16 protein-coding genes are annotated in these 16,012 nt (G+C 74.1%); 4 read left to right on the forward strand and 12 right to left on the reverse strand.

Annotated elements, in window-relative coordinates; translation table 11 throughout:
- Position 1: 1 nt before the first annotated feature.
- Positions 2-769 carry a YqjF family protein gene (locus tag CCZ36_RS19855; RefSeq protein WP_069735412.1) on the reverse strand — a complete coding sequence of 256 codons (768 nt, stop codon included), beginning with the start codon at positions 767-769 and terminating at the stop codon, positions 2-4.
- Between the two features lie 49 nt (positions 770-818).
- Entirely contained in the window at positions 819-3,281 is a 2,463-nt protein-coding gene (locus tag CCZ36_RS19860) for a helicase C-terminal domain-containing protein (protein ID WP_069735411.1), read from the reverse strand.
- Between the two features lie 64 nt (positions 3,282-3,345).
- Between CCZ36_RS19860 and CCZ36_RS19865 the strand changes: the two genes are divergently transcribed.
- On the forward strand, positions 3,346-4,686 hold the full coding sequence (locus CCZ36_RS19865) for a hypothetical protein (protein ID WP_128818258.1): 1,341 nt from the start codon (positions 3,346-3,348) through the stop codon (positions 4,684-4,686).
- Positions 4,687-4,717: 31 nt separating this feature from the next.
- Here the strand turns inward: CCZ36_RS19865 and CCZ36_RS19870 are convergent, their stop codons facing one another.
- Complete coding sequence (locus CCZ36_RS19870; protein WP_176734511.1) at positions 4,718-5,287, reverse strand: TetR/AcrR family transcriptional regulator; 570 nt, start codon at positions 5,285-5,287, stop codon at positions 4,718-4,720.
- A gap of 146 nt (positions 5,288-5,433) precedes the next feature.
- Between CCZ36_RS19870 and CCZ36_RS19875 the strand changes: the two genes are divergently transcribed.
- The gene (locus tag CCZ36_RS19875; RefSeq protein WP_069735408.1) at positions 5,434-6,345 is read left to right on the forward strand and encodes an alpha/beta hydrolase family protein; all 912 of its coding nucleotides are present in this window, start codon (positions 5,434-5,436) and stop codon (positions 6,343-6,345) included.
- A gap of 24 nt (positions 6,346-6,369) precedes the next feature.
- Here CCZ36_RS19875 and CCZ36_RS19880 read toward each other — a convergent pair whose 3' ends face one another.
- The 4 genes from CCZ36_RS19880 to CCZ36_RS19895 are packed head-to-tail and all read right to left on the reverse strand — an operon-like array spanning position 6,370 to position 10,485.
- The gene (locus tag CCZ36_RS19880) at positions 6,370-7,347 is read right to left on the reverse strand and encodes an ABC transporter substrate-binding protein (RefSeq protein ID WP_069735407.1); all 978 of its coding nucleotides are present in this window, start codon (positions 7,345-7,347) and stop codon (positions 6,370-6,372) included.
- 2 nt (positions 7,348-7,349) lie between these two features.
- Positions 7,350-8,336 carry an ABC transporter ATP-binding protein gene (locus CCZ36_RS19885; protein ID WP_237302708.1) on the reverse strand — a complete coding sequence of 329 codons (987 nt, stop codon included), beginning with the start codon at positions 8,334-8,336 and terminating at the stop codon, positions 7,350-7,352.
- A complete protein-coding gene (locus CCZ36_RS19890) occupies positions 8,333-9,430 on the reverse strand; it encodes a FecCD family ABC transporter permease (protein ID WP_128818259.1) in 1,098 nt (365 codons plus the stop codon). The genes CCZ36_RS19885 and CCZ36_RS19890 overlap by 4 nt, the downstream gene beginning before the upstream one ends.
- On the reverse strand, positions 9,427-10,485 hold the full coding sequence (locus tag CCZ36_RS19895) for a FecCD family ABC transporter permease (protein WP_128818260.1): 1,059 nt from the start codon (positions 10,483-10,485) through the stop codon (positions 9,427-9,429). Before CCZ36_RS19895 ends, CCZ36_RS19890 begins: the two co-directional genes overlap by 4 nt.
- 149 nt (positions 10,486-10,634) lie before the next feature.
- Here CCZ36_RS19895 and CCZ36_RS19900 point away from each other — a divergent pair, with 149 nt between their 5' ends.
- The gene (locus tag CCZ36_RS19900) at positions 10,635-11,282 is read left to right on the forward strand and encodes an HAD family hydrolase (RefSeq protein ID WP_069741055.1); all 648 of its coding nucleotides are present in this window, start codon (positions 10,635-10,637) and stop codon (positions 11,280-11,282) included.
- A 98-nt stretch (positions 11,283-11,380) separates the two neighbouring features.
- Here CCZ36_RS19900 and CCZ36_RS19905 read toward each other — a convergent pair whose 3' ends face one another.
- On the reverse strand, positions 11,381-11,617 hold the full coding sequence (locus CCZ36_RS19905; RefSeq protein ID WP_069735404.1) for a hypothetical protein: 237 nt from the start codon (positions 11,615-11,617) through the stop codon (positions 11,381-11,383).
- Positions 11,618-11,794: 177 nt separating this feature from the next.
- Here CCZ36_RS19905 and CCZ36_RS36545 point away from each other — a divergent pair, with 177 nt between their 5' ends.
- On the forward strand, positions 11,795-12,178 hold the full coding sequence (locus CCZ36_RS36545) for a cold-shock protein (protein WP_006126557.1): 384 nt from the start codon (positions 11,795-11,797) through the stop codon (positions 12,176-12,178).
- 54 nt (positions 12,179-12,232) lie between these two features.
- On the opposite strand, the gene CCZ36_RS19915 is transcribed toward CCZ36_RS36545, so the two are convergent.
- The 4 genes from CCZ36_RS19915 to CCZ36_RS19930 form a co-directional block, all read right to left on the reverse strand.
- A complete protein-coding gene (locus tag CCZ36_RS19915; RefSeq protein ID WP_069735403.1) occupies positions 12,233-13,120 on the reverse strand; it encodes a 1,4-dihydroxy-6-naphthoate synthase in 888 nt (295 codons plus the stop codon).
- A 6-nt stretch (positions 13,121-13,126) separates the two neighbouring features.
- Positions 13,127-13,840: a futalosine hydrolase gene (locus CCZ36_RS19920; protein WP_069735402.1), complete on the reverse strand. Its 714-nt coding sequence runs from the start codon at positions 13,838-13,840 to the stop codon at positions 13,127-13,129.
- Positions 13,841-13,904: 64 nt separating this feature from the next.
- A complete protein-coding gene (locus CCZ36_RS19925) occupies positions 13,905-14,390 on the reverse strand; it encodes a DUF2771 domain-containing protein (RefSeq protein WP_069735401.1) in 486 nt (161 codons plus the stop codon).
- A gap of 27 nt (positions 14,391-14,417) precedes the next feature.
- Positions 14,418-15,881: an MFS transporter gene (locus CCZ36_RS19930; protein ID WP_069735400.1), complete on the reverse strand. Its 1,464-nt coding sequence runs from the start codon at positions 15,879-15,881 to the stop codon at positions 14,418-14,420.
- Positions 15,882-16,012 lie beyond the last annotated feature (131 nt).

Genomic DNA, 16,012 nt, shown 5'->3' on the forward strand with positions numbered 1-16,012 from the left:
CTCAGGCCCCGCGCCGCTGCGGCCCGAACCGCACCGGCACCCCCGGGGAGTACAGCACGCTCATCGGCTCCCCGACGGGCGCGGGCAGCCCGCCCGCCGCGATCAGGTCCTCGTCGCACTCCAGCAGCTCCGCCCGGTGGAGCGGCCACCGGGGGTGGACGTTGGGGAGGTGGACGGTCCGCCCGAGGAGCGAGGTGTGCAGGGCCCAACGGGCGGTCAGGAAGTGCTCCAGCGGGGTGGGCTCGGCGATCGCGTCACCGGGCCGGAGCACGATCCTGCTCCGTGCCCCACGCGGACCGGGCCAGCGGCGCCCGCTCGTGTACGTGACGGTGTCGCCGGACCGCTCGATGTCCATCCGGGACCACATGTACGGCAACCGGACCGCGGCCCGCGCCACGACGACCGGAACGAGCCGGGAGGCGTCCAGGGACCGGAAGACGACCGCGCGCCGCCCGCGTCCGTCGACGGAGTAGAGCCGGACGTTGGTCTCGGGAAAGGTCCCCAGATACGGAATCCCCGGCAGCCCGAGCACCCCCACCCGATACATCCGGAACGCCACCAGCCCCACGTACGTCGTCGCCCCGTCGAACGTGTCCGGCACCGTCCCCGCCGGCAACAGCGGCGCGACGTCCGCCGGGTCGACCGCCCAGTGCAGGAACGCCAGATCCAGCCAGGACTGGGTGAGCAGCGGAGGCATCGGCGCGCCGGGCGGGTGCGGCGACACCGGTTCGGGGGAGACCGGGCCGGAGGCGGGGCGGGCTGTGGACATGCCCGCAGCATCGCAGACGGACGCGCCTGCCGACGGGGTGCGGCCGCTCTTACCCCTCCCCCTCCTCCGCCAGTTCCGCCACCCCCGTGATCCGGTGCAGCGGGTAGGTGCGGACCTCGTCGGCCGTGTGGTCGTAGGCCGTGACGAAGCCGCCCTCCACGCGGACCGGGGCGATCACGCGTTGGCTGGCGGCGCCGTCCGCGTTGACGTAGCCGATCCAGACCGTGGAGCCCGTCATCGCGGCCGCCTGGACCGTGGCCAGGGTCTCGGCGGGGGTGGTGCGGGGAAGGGCTCCGGAAGGGGTGGACCCCGTGGTGCCCTCCGGCGGCTCCTTGCGGGCCACCGTGGCGGCCGTGTCGCCGGCCCGGATGGCCCGGACCGCCGCGCCCAGGAGGGTGTCGTCCGGGGCCGGGGGGCCTTCGGGGACCGGGGCCGGAGGGGTGCGGGGCGGGGTGCGGCGGGCGCCGGCGCGGGTGATCAGGACGTCGCCCTCGGCGGATTCGGCGGCCGGTGCGTAGCCCATGTCGCGCAGGGCTTCCAGGAGGGAGCCGGGGTCGGACTGGGCGGCCAGGACCGTGGGGGCCAGGCGGCGCAGGCGCAGGCCCGCGGAACGGCGGTCGGCCAGGATCTCGTTGAGGACCGCCTCGTCGTCGCAGCGGACGTACGCGGACGCCGCCCCGATCCGCAGATGCCCGTGTCGCCGGGCCACGTCGTCGATGAGGTAGCTCAGCGGCTGCGGCACCGGCGTACGGCTGTGCGCGGCCAGGAACGCGTGCAGGTCGGCCGCCGCCTGCCCGGCGTCCAGGGCGCGGCGGACGGAGCCGGGCGTGAAGCGGTAGACCGTCGCGCCGCCCTTCGACTCGACGTCCGCCAGGACGGAGAGCGTGTCCGCCAGCGGGCGTTCCAGCGGGCCCGGCGCCACCGCCGTCAGGTCCGCCTGGAGCAGGACGTGGTCCAGGGGTTCGGGGAGGAGGGGGGCGAGGCGTGCCGCCGCCGTCTCCTCGTCCTCCTCCAGCAGCGCCCGGGCGGGTGCCGCCAGCGCGCCCCGGCCCGTGATGCCCAGCAGCTCCGCCTCGTTGAGCGTCCACAGGGCCAGGCGGGAGCGGAGGTCCGTGCCCTCCGCCGTAGGCGCCGAACCGCGCGACGGGCGTTCCCAGCGCAGCCGGCGCAGCAGCGTCCCGGCCTCCGGCGCGGTGCCCGGCGGGAGTTCGGCGAACAGGGCCAGCACCCGGCGGCGTACGTCGGGGGCGGCCGAGCGGTCCAGCTCCGGGCCCAGCGCGGACAGGGCCCGCCCCTTGGCGTCCTGGCCGCCGACCAGCCCCGGGGTCCGGGTCGCGGCGAGCCAGGCGGTGGCCAGATGCGTCCAGCGGTCCTCGGCGGACAGGTCGAGCCACTCGTCGGACGCGGGCGTCGGAGCGTACCGCTCGTCGGTCTCCCCGTCGGAGGCCAGCAGCCCCGCCCCGTAGGCCAGTTCGATCCAGAACGCGGCGACCGGCTCGGTCACGTCCAGCGCCGTCGCCGCGCGCTTCAGCTCCCGTACGCTCAGGCCGCCCGCGCGCAGGATCGTCGGGCCGCCCCCGTCCCAGAGCTTCAGCAACTCCTCGATCGTGGACAGCGCCATGAACGCCTGGCCCGCCGCCGCCCTGTCCACAGCCTGTGGATCCCGTTCGGCCGCCGCCGCGACGGCCGGGGGGACCGGTTCCGGCACCCGGTGCGCGCGCCCGGCCCGGAGATGGAGCGCCGCCTCGCGCGGCAGGACCACCGTCCGCGTGGACACCGGCAGCAACAGGCCCCGGTCGCGCAGCCACTTCACGGGAGGCGTCGGGTTGGGCGTGACCTCCCCGTACGGCGGCCCCCACACCAGCCGGTCCAGCACCGACAGCGCCTCCGCCGGGGCCGTGTCCAGCAGTTCCGCCATCCGCGTCCGGTCCGTGAACAGGGCGGACAGCGCGGCCACCGCCGAGACCGGGTCGTGCGTCGCGGGCAGGCCGGTCGCCGCCAGGATCTCCTGGAGTCGGCCCGGTGACATGCCCGCCGTCGCCTCCGCGACCGTGGGGCCCAGGCCCGTGGGGGAGGGGTGCTGCGGGGACGGGGCGAGCAGTTCGCGCGCCGTACGCACCAGCCGCAGCCGGTCGTCCTCGCCCCAGACCAGGGCCTGTTCGCGCAGCGTCGCCAGCGCGCCCGGCAGTGCGGCGGTGACCGCCGCACCCACGTCGTCGCGCTGCTCGCCGTCGTCGAGACCGTCGCCGGTGAGCAGGGAGAGCAGGGTGTCGTACGGGGCCGGGTCCGGTGCCACCGCCAGCGCCTCGGCGGTCTGCAGCGCGAACCGGTCCAGGTGCTCCAGCGCGCGGACGACGGACGCCCGGGTACCGGCCCGCGTGGCGAGCTGCGTGATGTCGTTCGGCACCGGGTTGAGGAGATCGGGGCGGGCACGCAGCAGCCCGGCCAGCGATTCGTCGCCCCGGGCGCGCAGGGCTTCGGCGAGCGTGCGCGGTGGTGTGGTCGTCCCCATCCGCCCCACGGTAGCCGCTGGAACGCTACCGTCGGGGCAGGGCCGGGTAGAGGGGACGCACCGCGTGGGGATCGAGAGCGACCAGCTCGTGTACGACTACCTGAGCCGGGTCGGCGACCTGGCTCAGCAGCAACAGCTCCCGTCGGGCGCCCGGATGCGGCTCGTCTCGACGCTGCGCGGCGAGATCGACCGCCGCCGCACCACGGAGGGCGCTGACTCCCCGGCGGCCGTGCGCCGCATCATCGGCAGGCTCGGCAGCCCCGACGAACTGGTCGCCGCGGCGGCGAGGTCCGGCGACGGCACGGTCCCGCTGCCGTCCGCCCGGACCGGGTCGGGCAGCGGCGAACCGTCCCGGCGCGGTCTGCCCCGGCCCCGGAGCGGGCTGCTGCGCAAGGAGCCGAGGGAAGCCGGCCGAGCCGGCTCCCGCGCGGACGAGGGGCGGGAGGCGACGGGCCCCCGGAAGCCGAAAGCCGGTTTCGGGCGGGGCGCGTCGCGCCGCGAGGCGAAGGGGCCGGCGGACGCGGGGACGGACGGACGGGCAACCGATGCGATCCGTGGGGCCGGCGGGGCCGGTGGTGCCGGTGTGGTCGGAGCCGCCTCTGCTGACGTTGCCGCCGCCGTGCCCCGCCCAGGGCCCGCTCCCGACGACGCCCCCGCCTTCGACGACGGCCCGGGCCCCGAGGACGCCCCCGCCCGCGCCTGGCCCGATCCGTCCGCCCCGCACATGCTCGGCCAGGACCAGGGGGGAGGCGCGGACGACGCGACCGACTGGTGGCGCCTGGAGCCCGGGCCCTTCGAGGCGGGGACCTCCGTCCCCGGGTTCTTCGGCGGCATCGAGGCCCCGGAGCTGCTCGGCAGACGGCCGGGGCCCGTCGAGATGGACAAGAAGGACACGGAGGAGGAGGGCGGCCCGGAGGGTGCGGGCGGCGCCGACGGGAAGGCCGGAGACGCCGGGAGCGGCGAGAGCACGGCCGCCCGCCGCCGGGCCCTGCGCCTGGTGAAGCTCCGCCGCCGCACGCTCGCCCCCGCCGTCGCCGAGCCCGCGGTCGCCGCCCCCGGCCCCCGCGGCGGCTTCGCCCACCCGCTGCTGCTCCTGGCCGCGGTCCTGCTCATCGCCGGCGTGGTCACCGGTTCCTGGCTGCCGCTGGCGGGCGGCTGGCTCATCGCGTACAGCTCGCGCACCCTCTCCCGTACGGAGGCGAAGTGGGCGGCGCTCGGCCTCCCCGGCGTGGTGGCGGCCGGAGCACTCGTGTGGGTGTGGGGGCGGACGGAGGGGCGCTGGGGCGAACCGATCCGCGAGGGCGCGATGCGGGACGTCCTGCTGGAGACCTGGCCGGTGGTCCTCCGCGTCGCCGCCGTCGCCTCCGCGCTCTACCTGGTGTGGCGGGCGCGGCGGCGGGCGTGACCCGCGTCGGAGCGGGCCCCGGGGCCCGTGCTCAGGCCGTGCGCCGGACCCCGGCGAGCAGGGCGGCGACCATCCGCCGGGCGTCCGCCCGGCCGTAGTCCGGGCCGGTGATGCACAGGTTCCCGATGGCCCGCATCAGCGTGTACGCGGTGACGTCGGGGTCGGTCTCGTCGGCCGCGGTGCAGGCGTCGAGCAGCGTCGCGCAGGCCGGGACCAGCGTGTCGAGCATCAGGGCGTGCAGGTTCTCCAGCCCCGGGTCGCCGGAGCCCAGTGCGGCGCCGAGGCCGTGCTTGGTGACCAGGAACTCCACGAACGCGTCCGCCCAGCGGGTCAGGGCGGTGAACGGGGACGCCGATTCCGCCAGCAGCCGGGGCGCGAGCGCGCTGCAGGTGTCGATCTGGTGCCGGTAGACCGCGGTGACCAGGTCCGCGCGGGTCGGGAAGTGGCGGTAGATCGATCCGACGCCGACACCGGCGCGTTCGGCGATGTCGCGGATCGGCGCCTGGACGCCCTGGTCCACGAAGACCGCGGCCGCGGCCGCCACCACGGCCTCGCGGGTGCGCTGTGCGCGGGCCTGGCGTACTCCGAGCGATTCCGGCACGGGTCGGTCCTCCTGCACGGGTCCTCCTTCACGGGTCCGGTTGGACGGCCCCTTCTTTACTCGCGGAACATTGTTCCGCTATTTTGACGGAACGGCGTTCCGCGAAAGTGCGGTGGCGTGCCCTCCAGAAGAAAGCGTGGCTCCCCATGTCTGCTCAGCACCCGGACCGGCCGATCGTCGCGGTCAAGCCGATCACCGTTCCCGCCCCCGGCCGGGGCGTGGACCTCCAGGTGAAGGTCACCGCCCCGCTGACCGGCCAGAACCTCCCCGTCATCGTGTTCTCGCACGGCAACGCATGGTCCATGGACGGCTACGAACCCCTCGTCGACCGGTGGGCCGCCGCCGGATTCGTCGTCGTACAGCCCACCCACCTGGACTCCCGCCGCAACGGCATCGGGTGGGACGACCCGCGCTTCGCCACGATCTGGCGCGTCCGGATATCCGACCTCCATGCCGTGCTGGACGGCCTGAGCGACATCCTCGCCCGGGCGGCCGGCCCGGCGGACCGCGCCGACCTGGACCGGGTCGCGGTCGTCGGCCACTCCTGGGGCGCCCAGACCGCCGGCACGCTGCTCGGCGCCCGGGTGCTCGACGCCGACGGGGTGCCGGGGGAGGACTTCACCCACCCCGCGGTCTCGGCCGGCGCCCTGATCGCCGCGACCGGCACGGGCGACTCCCTCACCCCGTTCGCGGTCGAGCACCTTCCGTTCATGCGGCCGGACTACTCCACGATGACCACGCCGGCCCTGGTCGTGGCGGGCGGCCGGGACCGGTCCCAGCTCTCCACCCGGGGGCCGGAGTGGTTCACCGACGCCTACCGGCTCAGCCCGTCCCCGAAGAGCCTGTTGGTCATCGACGAGGGCGAGCACACGCTGGGCGGTCTCGCCGGGGAGAAGGTCGCGGAGACCACCGACGAGGACCCTGCCCGCGTCGCCCTCGTGGCCGACGCCGTCTCCGCCTACCTCCTCGACGCCCTCGGGATCGATGCCTCGGCGTGGGCGGCCTTCGAGAAGGCCGCCGCCGCGGACGGCGTCGGCAGGAACGTCACCGGCAAGTGAGCCCGCCGGGGGCGTCCCACGCCCTCACTTGGTCAGGCTCTTGTGGAGTTCGCCGAGGATCTTGTCGGCCGCGGTGTAGCCGATGCCCTGGATCCACAGCTGGTCGTCGACCGCGAAGACCCTGCCGTTCTTCACCGCGTCCATGTTCTTCCACAGGCCGCTGCCGGTGGTCTGCGTCTCCTTGGCCTTCTTCGGGTCGCCGTACGTCGAGTGGAAGATCACGCCCGCGTCCGCCAGGTCGATCTTCTCGGGGCTGACGTCGTAGGAGAAACCGTCCTTGGCCTTGTCGGTGATCGCGGGGCGGCCCAGCCCCACGTCGGCCAGGATGGTGGCGATGTAGTTCTTCTTGCCGTAGATGCGGATGTCCGCGCCCTCGACGAAGCGGACCATGTTGACCTCGGTCGCGGCGACCTTCTCCTTGCCGCCGAGCGCCTTCGTCACGTCCGCCACATGGTCCGTGTAGCCGTCCACGACCATCTTCGCCTCGGCCTCCTTGCCGAGGGCCTCCGCGTGGACCTGGAAGTTCTCCTTCCAGGGGTAGCCGGTGTTCTCCGTCATGACGGTCGGCGCGATCTTGGACAGCTCGTCGTACTTGTCGCCGTGCCGGATCTTGCTGGTGAGGATGAGGTCGGGCTTCAGGCCGGCGATGGCCTCCAGGTTCGGGGTCATCATCTGCCCGACGTCCTTGATGCCCGCGACCTGGTCCTTCGGCAGGTAGTTCAGGAAACCCGATGCCACGTCCGCGTGGGTCGCGCCGACCGGCTTCACGCCGAGGGTGAGGGCCGAGTCCAGTTCGGCGGTGTCCAGGACGACCACCCGCTGGGGCGTCTTCTTCACCTTCACGTCGCCCATCGCCGTCTTCACCGTACGGGTGGCGTCGGAGGCGGGGGCGGAGTCGGAACCGGAGTCGTCGGACGAGCCGCAGGCGGCCAGGGTCAGTGCGGCCACGGTCGTCAGGGAGACGGCGGCCAGGGCGCGGGGGCGGAAGCTGCGCAGGGTCATGGTCAGAGGATCTTTCCGGGAGTCGGGGCGGAGACGGGGGTGGGACCGGAGGCTGGGGTGGGACCGGAGGCGGAAGGGGAAGCGGAGGAGGGCGTCGAAGGGGTCCAGGGGGCGCCCGGGACGACGAGCGGCGAGCCCGTCACCGGGTCCGGGACGATCACCGCCTCCAGGCCGAAGACCTCGCGGACGAGCTCGGCCGTCACGACGTCCCCGGGCGCGCCCTCCGCCACGATCCGGCCCTCCTTCATGGCGACCAGGCGGTCCGCGTACCGGGCGGCCTGGTTGAGGTCGTGCAGCACGGTGACGACCGTGCGGCCCCGGGTGCCGTCCTCGGCAGGGGAGGCCAACTGGCGTACAAGGTCCAGGACTTCCACCTGGTGCGCGATGTCCAGATACGTCGTCGGCTCGTCGAGCAGCAGCAGGTCCGTGTCCTGGGCCAGCGCCATCGCGATCCAGACCCGCTGGCGCTGACCGCCCGACAGCTCGTCCACCGACCGGTCGGCCAACGCCGTCACATCCGTGCGGGACATGGCGTCGGTCACCGCCCGCTCGTCCTCGTCCGACCACTGCTGCCACCAGCTCTGGTGCGGCTGGCGGCCCCGTGCGACGAGGTCGGAGACGGTGATCGCCTCGGGCGCCACCGGGGTCTGCGGGAGCAGCCCGACGGACCGGGCGATCTGCTTCGTCGGTATGCGCGCCAGCTCCGTACCGTCCAGCAGGACCGCCCCGCCGCGCGGCTTCAGCAGCCGGCCGAGCGCCCGCAGGGTGGTGGACTTGCCGCAGGCGTTCGGGCCGACGATGACGGTGACCTGCCCGTCGGGCACGGTGAGGTCCAGCTCGTGGACCACGGTGCGGTCCTCGTACGCGAGGGTCAGGGACCGGGCGGTCAGGCGGGAGCCCGGCTGCGCCGCGTCGGTCGTCGGGCTCGGGCCCGTGCTCGGACTCGGATGCGTGCTCGTGCTCGCGTTCGTGCTTCGGCTCGGGCTCATGCGGTGCCTCCACTGCGGCCACGGTGACCGCGGATGATCAGCCAGATCAGATACGGGGCGCCGACCGCCGCCGTGAGGACGCCCACGGGCAGTTCGGTGGGCGAGAACAGCCTGCGGGCCAGCAGATCGCCGAGGACGACGATCACCGCGCCCAGCAGCGCCGAGGACAGCAGGGGGATCTGCGCGGTCCGGGTCATCCGGCGGGCGATCTGCGGGGCGAGCAGCGCCACGAAGTCCACCGGGCCCGCCGTGCCCGTCGCCACGGAGGCCAGGACCACGCCGAGGGCGACGAGCCCGAGCCGTACGCGCCCCAGGCGTACGCCCAGGCCGGTCGCGGTGTCGTCGTCCATCGTGACGGTGCGCTGCGCGCGGGCCGCCCAGGCGATGGCGGGCAGCAGGACCAGCAGCGTCCAGCCGATCGGGGCAGCCTCCGACCAGCCCCGCCCGTTCAGCGAACCGGTCATCCAGATCTGCGCCTGCTGGGCGACGAGGTAGTCGCCCTTGGTCAGGAACAGCGTGGTCACCGACCGCAGGGCGACGGCGAAGCCGATGCCGATGAGGACGAAGCGTGTGGCGTGCAGGCCGCCGCGCCAGGCGAAGACGTAGACGAGCGCCGCTGCCGCGATGCCGCCGATGACGGAGAGATAGGGCAGGACGGTGTACGAGGTGATGCCGAAGGTCATCGCACCGACCGTGAGCGCGCTCGCGCCCTGGCTGATGCCGATGATGTCGGGGCTGGCCAGCGGGTTGCGGGCGACCGTCTGGATCAGCGCCCCGGCGATCCCGAACGCCGCGCCGACCAGCAGTCCGACGACCATGCGTGGCAGCCGCAGCGTGCCGACGACCAGCTCGGCCGACGACGGCTGCCCCAGGACCACCTTCACGACCTCGCCGGGCGCGACGAAGCTCTCCCCGACACAGAGGTACGCGACGCAGACGGCGGCCAGCAGCACGACGAGTCCCGCCGCCACGACGGACGCCCGCCGGTGCAGCAGGAACCGGCCGCGCGGCCCGGCCCTCACGACGGAGTACCCGGCGGGCCGGACCCGTACGGACTTCACGGCCACAGGCGTCCCGCTCGTCTCGCTCGTCATGCCGGCGCCGCCTTCCGGCGTACCAGGGTGACCAGGAACGGCACCCCGATCAGCGCCGTCATCACGCCCGCCGGGACCTCGCTCGGCGGGAACACGATCCGGCCGACGACGTCCGAGACGAGCAGCATCACGGGTCCGATCAGCGCCGCCATGGGCAGCACCCAGCGGTGGTCGTTGCCGACGACCGCGCGGGCGATGTGCGGGACGGCGAGCCCGATGAAAGCGATCGGCCCGGCGGCGGCGACCCCGACCCCGGTCAGCACGGTCGCCCCGACGCCGCCGACGATCCGGACCGCCGCGACGTTCTGCCCGAGCCCCTTCGCCACGTCCTCGCCGAGCGCGAGCGCGTCCAGGCCGCGGGCGACGGCGAGCACGAGCACCGTTCCGACGACGAGGAACGGCCACACCTGCTGGACGACGTCCGCCTCCCGGCCGGCGATCGAACCGACCTGCCAGAAGCGGAACTCGTCCAGCGCGGACGCCTTCGTGGTGAGGATCCCCATGGTCACCGACACCAACAGGGCGTTGATCGCGGCCCCGCCGAGCGCGAGCTTCACGGGCGTCGCGCCACCGCGCCCCCTCGACGCGATGGCGTACACGGCGACCGAGGCGAGGGCCGCGCCCCCGAAGGCGAACCACACGTACCCGGTGAGCGTGTGGACCCCCGCGAAGGCGATGGCCATCACCACGGCCACCGACGCGCCCTGGCTGATGCCGAGGATGCCGGGGTCGGCGATGGGGTTACGGGTGATGCCCTGGAGCACCGTGCCCGCGAGGGCCAGCGCCGCGCCGACCATCAGTCCGATGAGGGTGCGCGGTATTCGCATGGTGCGGATCACCTCGGCGGCGTCCGAGTGCCCGCCGTGCAGCAGGGCGTCGAGCACCTCGCCCGGCGGGATGGAGCGCGCGCCCACGGCGAGGCTCAGCAGGACGGCCAGCAGCAGGGCGACGACGGCGGCGGCCGTCGCGGTCGCGCGTCGGGAGAGGCGGGGCGCACGGCGTGCGCGGGGCACACCGGGTGGCGCGGCGGCCCGCACGGGCGCTGACGCTGACATGGGAACCAATCGGGACGGGCGCGGAAGGCGAGCGAGCGGTACGGACTGGCCCGAGCCGGGCCGGGCCGGTAAGGCTTGGCTAAGTGCGCGCTTCAGTCTAGGCGGCGCGATTTCGCCGCCGACGGGGGCCGGTCGGCACAATGGCGGACATGGCTTCCACGGTTCAGCACCCCGTCCACCAGCCCCTGACGGTCGGCTTCGACCTCGACATGACGCTCATCGACTCCCGCCCCGGCATCGCCGCCGCCTACCGGGTCCTGGTCGCGGAGACGGGGGTGCCCATCGACATCGACCTGGTGGTGAGCCGCCTCGGGCCGCCGCTGGAGGCGGAGCTGGCCAACTGGTTCCCGGCGGCCGAGGTGACCGCCGCCGCCGACCTCTACCGGGCGGCCTACCCCGACCACGCGATAGCCCCGAGCACGGCGCTCGCCGGGGCACGGGAGTCGGTCGCGGCGGTGCGGGCGCTCGGCGGCCGGGCGATCGTCGTCACGGCGAAGAACGAGCCGCACGCGAAGCTGCACCTGTCGTACCTCGGGATCGAGCCGGACACGGTGATCGGCTCGCTGTGGGCGGAGGCCAAGGGCGAGGCCCTGCGCGATCAGGGCGCGCAGGTGTACGTCGGCGACCACACCGGCGACGTGCGCGGGGCGCGGGTGGCCGGCGCGCTGTCGGTGGCGGTGACGACGGGCCCGTGCGACGCGGCGGAGCTGCGGAGGGCGGGCGCGGACGTGGTGCTGGAGGACCTGACGGGCTTCCCGGCCTGGCTGGCCGCCTTCGAGACGGACCGGGCGGCGTAGGAGGGAGCCCGCGCCCTCCGGGCGACGACGGGAATCCGACGACAAAACCTGTCCGACGACAAAACCTGTCCGACGACAGGACCTGTCGACGACAGAACCTAGAGGTCGGCGGCCCGTTTCGGCGAGTTCACCCATGCCGAGCGGACGACGCCCGCCCCGGCGATCAGGAACCCGACGCCCATCAGCATGCAGACGCCGTACGCGACCGGAGGGAACGGGTCCGTACCGAGGAACAGGGGGGCGACGGTGACCAGTGTGGCCAGTGCGCCGACGAAAAAGACGATCGCGCCGACCTGAACGAGCCGGTCGCCTGCGCCTGAAGGAGTAGTACTCACGCGACCAGGGTAGTTCCCAGCCCGGAGGAACTCTCCGGCGACGTCTTGTCACCGGCCGTAGGGCGATTAGCCTGGGACCGGGCGGGTCACGGTGACCCGCTGTATTGCTATCCGATGCTTTTCGGAGCCGTTTTCCGGCTCTCCCGCACACCGACGAGTACGAGGACGAGGACAGACGTGCCCACCGGCAAGGTCAAGTGGTTCAACAGTGAGAAGGGCTTCGGCTTTCTCTCCCGCGACGACGGCGGCGACGTCTTCGTCCACTCGTCGGTACTCCCTGCCGGAGTCGACGCACTCAAGCCCGGCCAGCGCGTGGAATTCGGGGTGGTCGCGGGCCAGCGCGGCGACCAGGCCCTCTCCGTGGTGGTCCTCGACCCCACCCCGTCGGTCGCGGCCGCCCAGCGCCGCAAGCCGGACGAGCTGGCGTCGATCGTGCAGGACCTGACGACGGTCCTGGAGAACATCACGCCGCAGCTGGAACGGGGCCGCTACCCCGACAAGGCCGCCGGCGCGAAGATCGCGGGCCTGCTGAGGGCGGTCGCCGACCAGCTCGACGTGTAGGTCCTGCCGTACGGGCCCGGAGCGCCGGGCCCGTGCCCGGCGCTCGCCCGTCGCTCAGGGAAACGCCAGCGCGTCCGGCCCCAGTGGCGGTACCAGTCCCTCCGCCGCCGCGCGGGTGAGCAGGCCGCGGACCGCCGCGTAGCCGTCCTCGCCGAGGTCGGCGGTGAACTCGTTCACGTACAGCCCGATGTGCTGGTCCGCGACGGCCGGGTCCATCTCCTGGGCGTGCTCCAGGACGTACGGGCGGGAGACCTCCGGGTGGTCCCAGGCGAGGCGGACCGAGCTGCGGGCCGCGTCGGCCAGGCGGCGCAGGGTTTCCTCGCCGAGGGAGCGCTTGGCGATGATCGCGCCGAGGGGGATCGGGAGGCCGGTGGTGTCCTCCCAGTGCCGGCCCATGTCGGCCAGGTTATGGAGCCCGAAGTTCCGGTACGTGAAACGGGCCTCGTGGATGACCAGGCCGGCGTCCACCTTGCCGTCCCGTACGGCGGGCATGATCTCGTCGAACGGCATCACGACGACCTCGCCGACGCCGCCCGGGACCCTCTCCGCCGCCCAGAGCCGGAACAGCAGGTACGCCGTCGAGCGCTCGCTGGGCACGGCGACGGTCCGGCCGGTCAGGTCGAGGCCCAGCTCCTTGCCGAGGACCAGCGGACCGCAGCCCCGGCCCAGCGCCCCGCCGCACGGCAGCAGCGCGTACTCGTCCAGGACCCAGGGGAGCACCGCGTACGACACCTTCAGGACGTCCAGCTCGCCGCGTTCGGCCATGCCGTTGGTGATGTCGATGTCGGCGAAGGTCACGTCCAGGGCGGGCGCGCCGGGGACCCGGCCGTGCGCCCAGGCGTCGAAGACGAAGGTGTCGTTGGGGCAGGGCGAGTAGGCGATCCGGATCGTGTCGCCGGCCGGGCTGCCCCCGGCCGCGGTGGTGCCGGTGTCGTTCGTCATGCCGGTTCAACCTTCCGGGTTGTCGTGGCTGTTCCAGCCTTCCAGTACGGGTGCCGCCGCCCCGAACGCGTCCGTGAGCGCGGCCAGCGCGTCGCCGATGCGCCAGGCGTCCCGGTCCCGGGGGCCGACGGCGTTCGAGACGGCCCGCACCTCCAGTACGGGCACGCCGGCCCGGGCGGCGGCCTCCGCGACCCCGAAGCCCTCCATCGCCTCGGCCAGCGCCCCCGGGTGCGCGGCGAGCAGGGCGCCGGCGCGTTCGGCGGTGCCGGTCACGGTGGAGACGGTGAGCACGGGGCCGGTGGCCGCGCCGGTGGCGGCCGCCACCTCCCGTACCAGCGCGGGCGGCGGGGCGAAGCGGTCCCGGCCGAAGCCGAGCGCCGTGACCGGCAGGAAGCCCTCGGCGGTCTCCGCGCCCAGGTCGGCGGCGACGATGCCGTCCGCCACGATCAGTGAGCCGAGCGGGGTCACGGGGGTGAACGCCCCGCCGATCCCGGCCGAGACGACGAGCCCGTACGGGGCGGGCGCCGAGGCCCCCGACGCCAGGGCGAACGCGGTGGCCGCCGCAGCGGCGGCCGGTCCCGCACCGCCCGCCAGGACGTCGAACGCACCGTGGCGGTGCAGCTCGGCCCCCGGCAGGGACACGCGCTCCTCAGTGCCCCCGAACGCACGCGTGACCGCGTCCCGTTCCACCGGGACCGCGGTCACGACGAGCACACGCACGGATGTCAGCCTCAAAGTCGAGGACGGGGAGCAGCGGGGAAGAAGTGATCCCGGGGCGCCGGGGTCAGCCCTTGTCCTTGTTCTTGAACTCGAACTGCCAGACGCCCGTGAGCTTCTTGCCCTTGGTCTCCACGATGGAGACGGTCGTCTTCTGGGCGGTCTGGCCCGTCTGGCTGGCCAGGAACGCGTTGCCGGGGATCGTCCGGTACGTCTTCTTGTACGGCTCCTGCTCGGCCTGCTGGCCGTTGATGAAGAGCGTCCAGCCGTTCTCGGCGATCTCGGGGTCGACGCCGAAGCGGACCTTGTCGTCCATGGAGATCTCGACGGTCTTGTCCGCCTTCTTGTTCAGGCAGCCCTGGATCAGCGATTCCTTGATCGCGTCGCCGTCGTTGTAGCAGGCGGCCTCGGTGTTCACCGAGTCGCTGCCGACCGTCACGGTCGCGAGCGGCGTCGGCTTGTCGCAGGCGGACAGGACAAGGAGTCCCGCGGACACGGCACCAAGAGCGACGCCGATTCGACGGCCCTTACCGGAGAAGAACGCAACGGTCATGGGCCGAAGGCTATCGGTCGTCTCCGCTCACGCCACGCGGGGGTGCGGCGTGCCGCGCCGCGCGGCCCCCAGGAGGCCCCGTACGGAGGTGGCCGCCCCGAGCGCCAGGATGCCCGCGGCGACCGACATGCCGAGCGCCGCGTTGAGCGGCAGGGCGATGCCGATACCGCCGCCGACCACCCAGGCCATCTGGAGCAACGTCTCCGACCGGGCGAACGCCGAGGTGCGGACCTCCTCGGGTACGTCCCGCTGGATCATCGCGTCGAGCGACAGCTTGGACAGGGCCTGGGTGAAGCCCGCGACCGCGCCGAGGGCCGCCACCAGCACGGTGGAGAAGAACACGGCGGCCAGGACCGCCACGCTCAGCGCGAGCCCCAGCACCGTGGCGATGATCACCTCGGGGCCGCGCGCCCGGAGCCAGGAGCCCACCGCCGTACCGCAGGCGTTGCCGACCCCGGCCGCCACGCCGACGATGCCGAGCGAGACCGCCGCGCTCTGCCCCGCCAGCGGGTGCTCGCGCAGCAGGAACGCCAGGAAGAAGATGAGGAAGCCGGAGAGGGCCCGGTGCGCGGCGTTGGCCTGGAGCCCGTGCAGGACGGACCCGCCGACGGACCGCAGACCCGGCGGCCGCTCCTTGGCCGGTTTCTCCCCGTTGCCGGCCTTGCCGCGGCCTCTGCGCAGCCCGGCCCGGGTGCTGCCCGTCCGCCCCGATGCCCTGCCGGGGGCGGGCCGCGAGAGGGTCTCGCCGTGGTGCGGGACGATCAGCCGCGCCCGGCGCTCGCCCTTCGCGGAGTCGACCTTGTGCGGCAGGGTGAAGGCGAGGAAGGTCCCCGCCACGAAGATCGCGCAGGCCCCGTAGAGCGGCCAGGCGGAACCGATGGTCTGGAGCCCGGCCCCGATCGGGGCCGCGATCCCGGTGGCCAGCAGCCCGGCCAGGGTGACCCGTGAGTTGGCCTTCACCAGGGAGAAATTCGGTGGCAGGAGGCGTGGCACGACCGCGCTGCGCACCACGCCGTACGCCTTCGACGAGACCAGGACGCCCAGCGCGGCCGGATACAGCTCCAGACCGCCGGTGGCGACCGCGCCCGACATGGTGAGCGCCAGCAGCGCACGGGCCAGCATCGCGCCCGCCATCGCGGCCCGGCGGCCGTGCGGCAGACGGTCCAGCAGCGGGCCGATCACCGGGGCGAGGAGGGTGAAGGGGGCCATCGTGATGGCGAGGTAGAGGGCGACGCGCCCGCGCGCCTCGTCGGTGGGTACGGAGAAGAAGACGGTGGAGGCGAGCGCGACGGTGATCATGACGTCGCCCGCGCCGTTCACGGCGTGCAGCTCGATCAGCTTGCCGAGGCCGGATTCCCCCGCGCCGTGGGCGTGCGTCGCCTTGCGGATGGAGCGCGCCGTGCCGGTGAACGGGGCGCGCAGGGCACGGCCCGTCGCCCGTCCCGCCCTGCGGAGCGGGCCGGGACCGTCGTGCGACCTGGCGGCAGTCACCCCGTCATAGTGCCCCAACCCCGGCCGGTATGAACGGTGATCGGCCGCGGACTCGCGCGGGCCGCCGAGGGTGACGCCCTGTCGGGCGCCGCCGGCGGTGCCGTACGGGGGACGGGCGCCGGTCGCCGGTC

The sequence above is a fragment of the Streptomyces sp. S063 genome, assembly GCF_002832675.1.
Lineage (GTDB): Bacteria > Actinomycetota > Actinomycetes > Streptomycetales > Streptomycetaceae > Streptomyces > Streptomyces sindenensis.

Excerpts from the sequence above, each read along its gene's own strand:
- CCZ36_RS19900 (WP_069741055.1), top strand. The coding sequence starts at position 10,635 with ATGGCTTCCACGGTTCAGCACCCCGTCCACCAGCCCCTGACGGTCGGC.
- CCZ36_RS19875 (WP_069735408.1), top strand. The coding sequence starts at position 5,434 with ATGTCTGCTCAGCACCCGGACCGGCCGATCGTCGCGGTCAAGCCGATC.
- CCZ36_RS19880 (WP_069735407.1), bottom strand. The coding sequence starts at position 7,347 with ATGACCCTGCGCAGCTTCCGCCCCCGCGCCCTGGCCGCCGTCTCCCTG.
- CCZ36_RS19855 (WP_069735412.1), bottom strand. The coding sequence starts at position 769 with ATGTCCACAGCCCGCCCCGCCTCCGGCCCGGTCTCCCCCGAACCGGTG.
- CCZ36_RS19895 (WP_128818260.1), bottom strand. The coding sequence starts at position 10,485 with ATGTCAGCGTCAGCGCCCGTGCGGGCCGCCGCGCCACCCGGTGTGCCC.
- CCZ36_RS19890 (WP_128818259.1), bottom strand. The coding sequence starts at position 9,430 with ATGACGAGCGAGACGAGCGGGACGCCTGTGGCCGTGAAGTCCGTACGG.
- CCZ36_RS19925 (WP_069735401.1), bottom strand. The coding sequence starts at position 14,390 with ATGACCGTTGCGTTCTTCTCCGGTAAGGGCCGTCGAATCGGCGTCGCT.
- CCZ36_RS19885 (WP_237302708.1), bottom strand. The coding sequence starts at position 8,336 with ATGAGCCCGAGCCGAAGCACGAACGCGAGCACGAGCACGCATCCGAGT.
- CCZ36_RS19860 (WP_069735411.1), bottom strand. The coding sequence starts at position 3,281 with ATGGGGACGACCACACCACCGCGCACGCTCGCCGAAGCCCTGCGCGCC.
- CCZ36_RS19915 (WP_069735403.1), bottom strand. The coding sequence starts at position 13,120 with ATGACGAACGACACCGGCACCACCGCGGCCGGGGGCAGCCCGGCCGGC.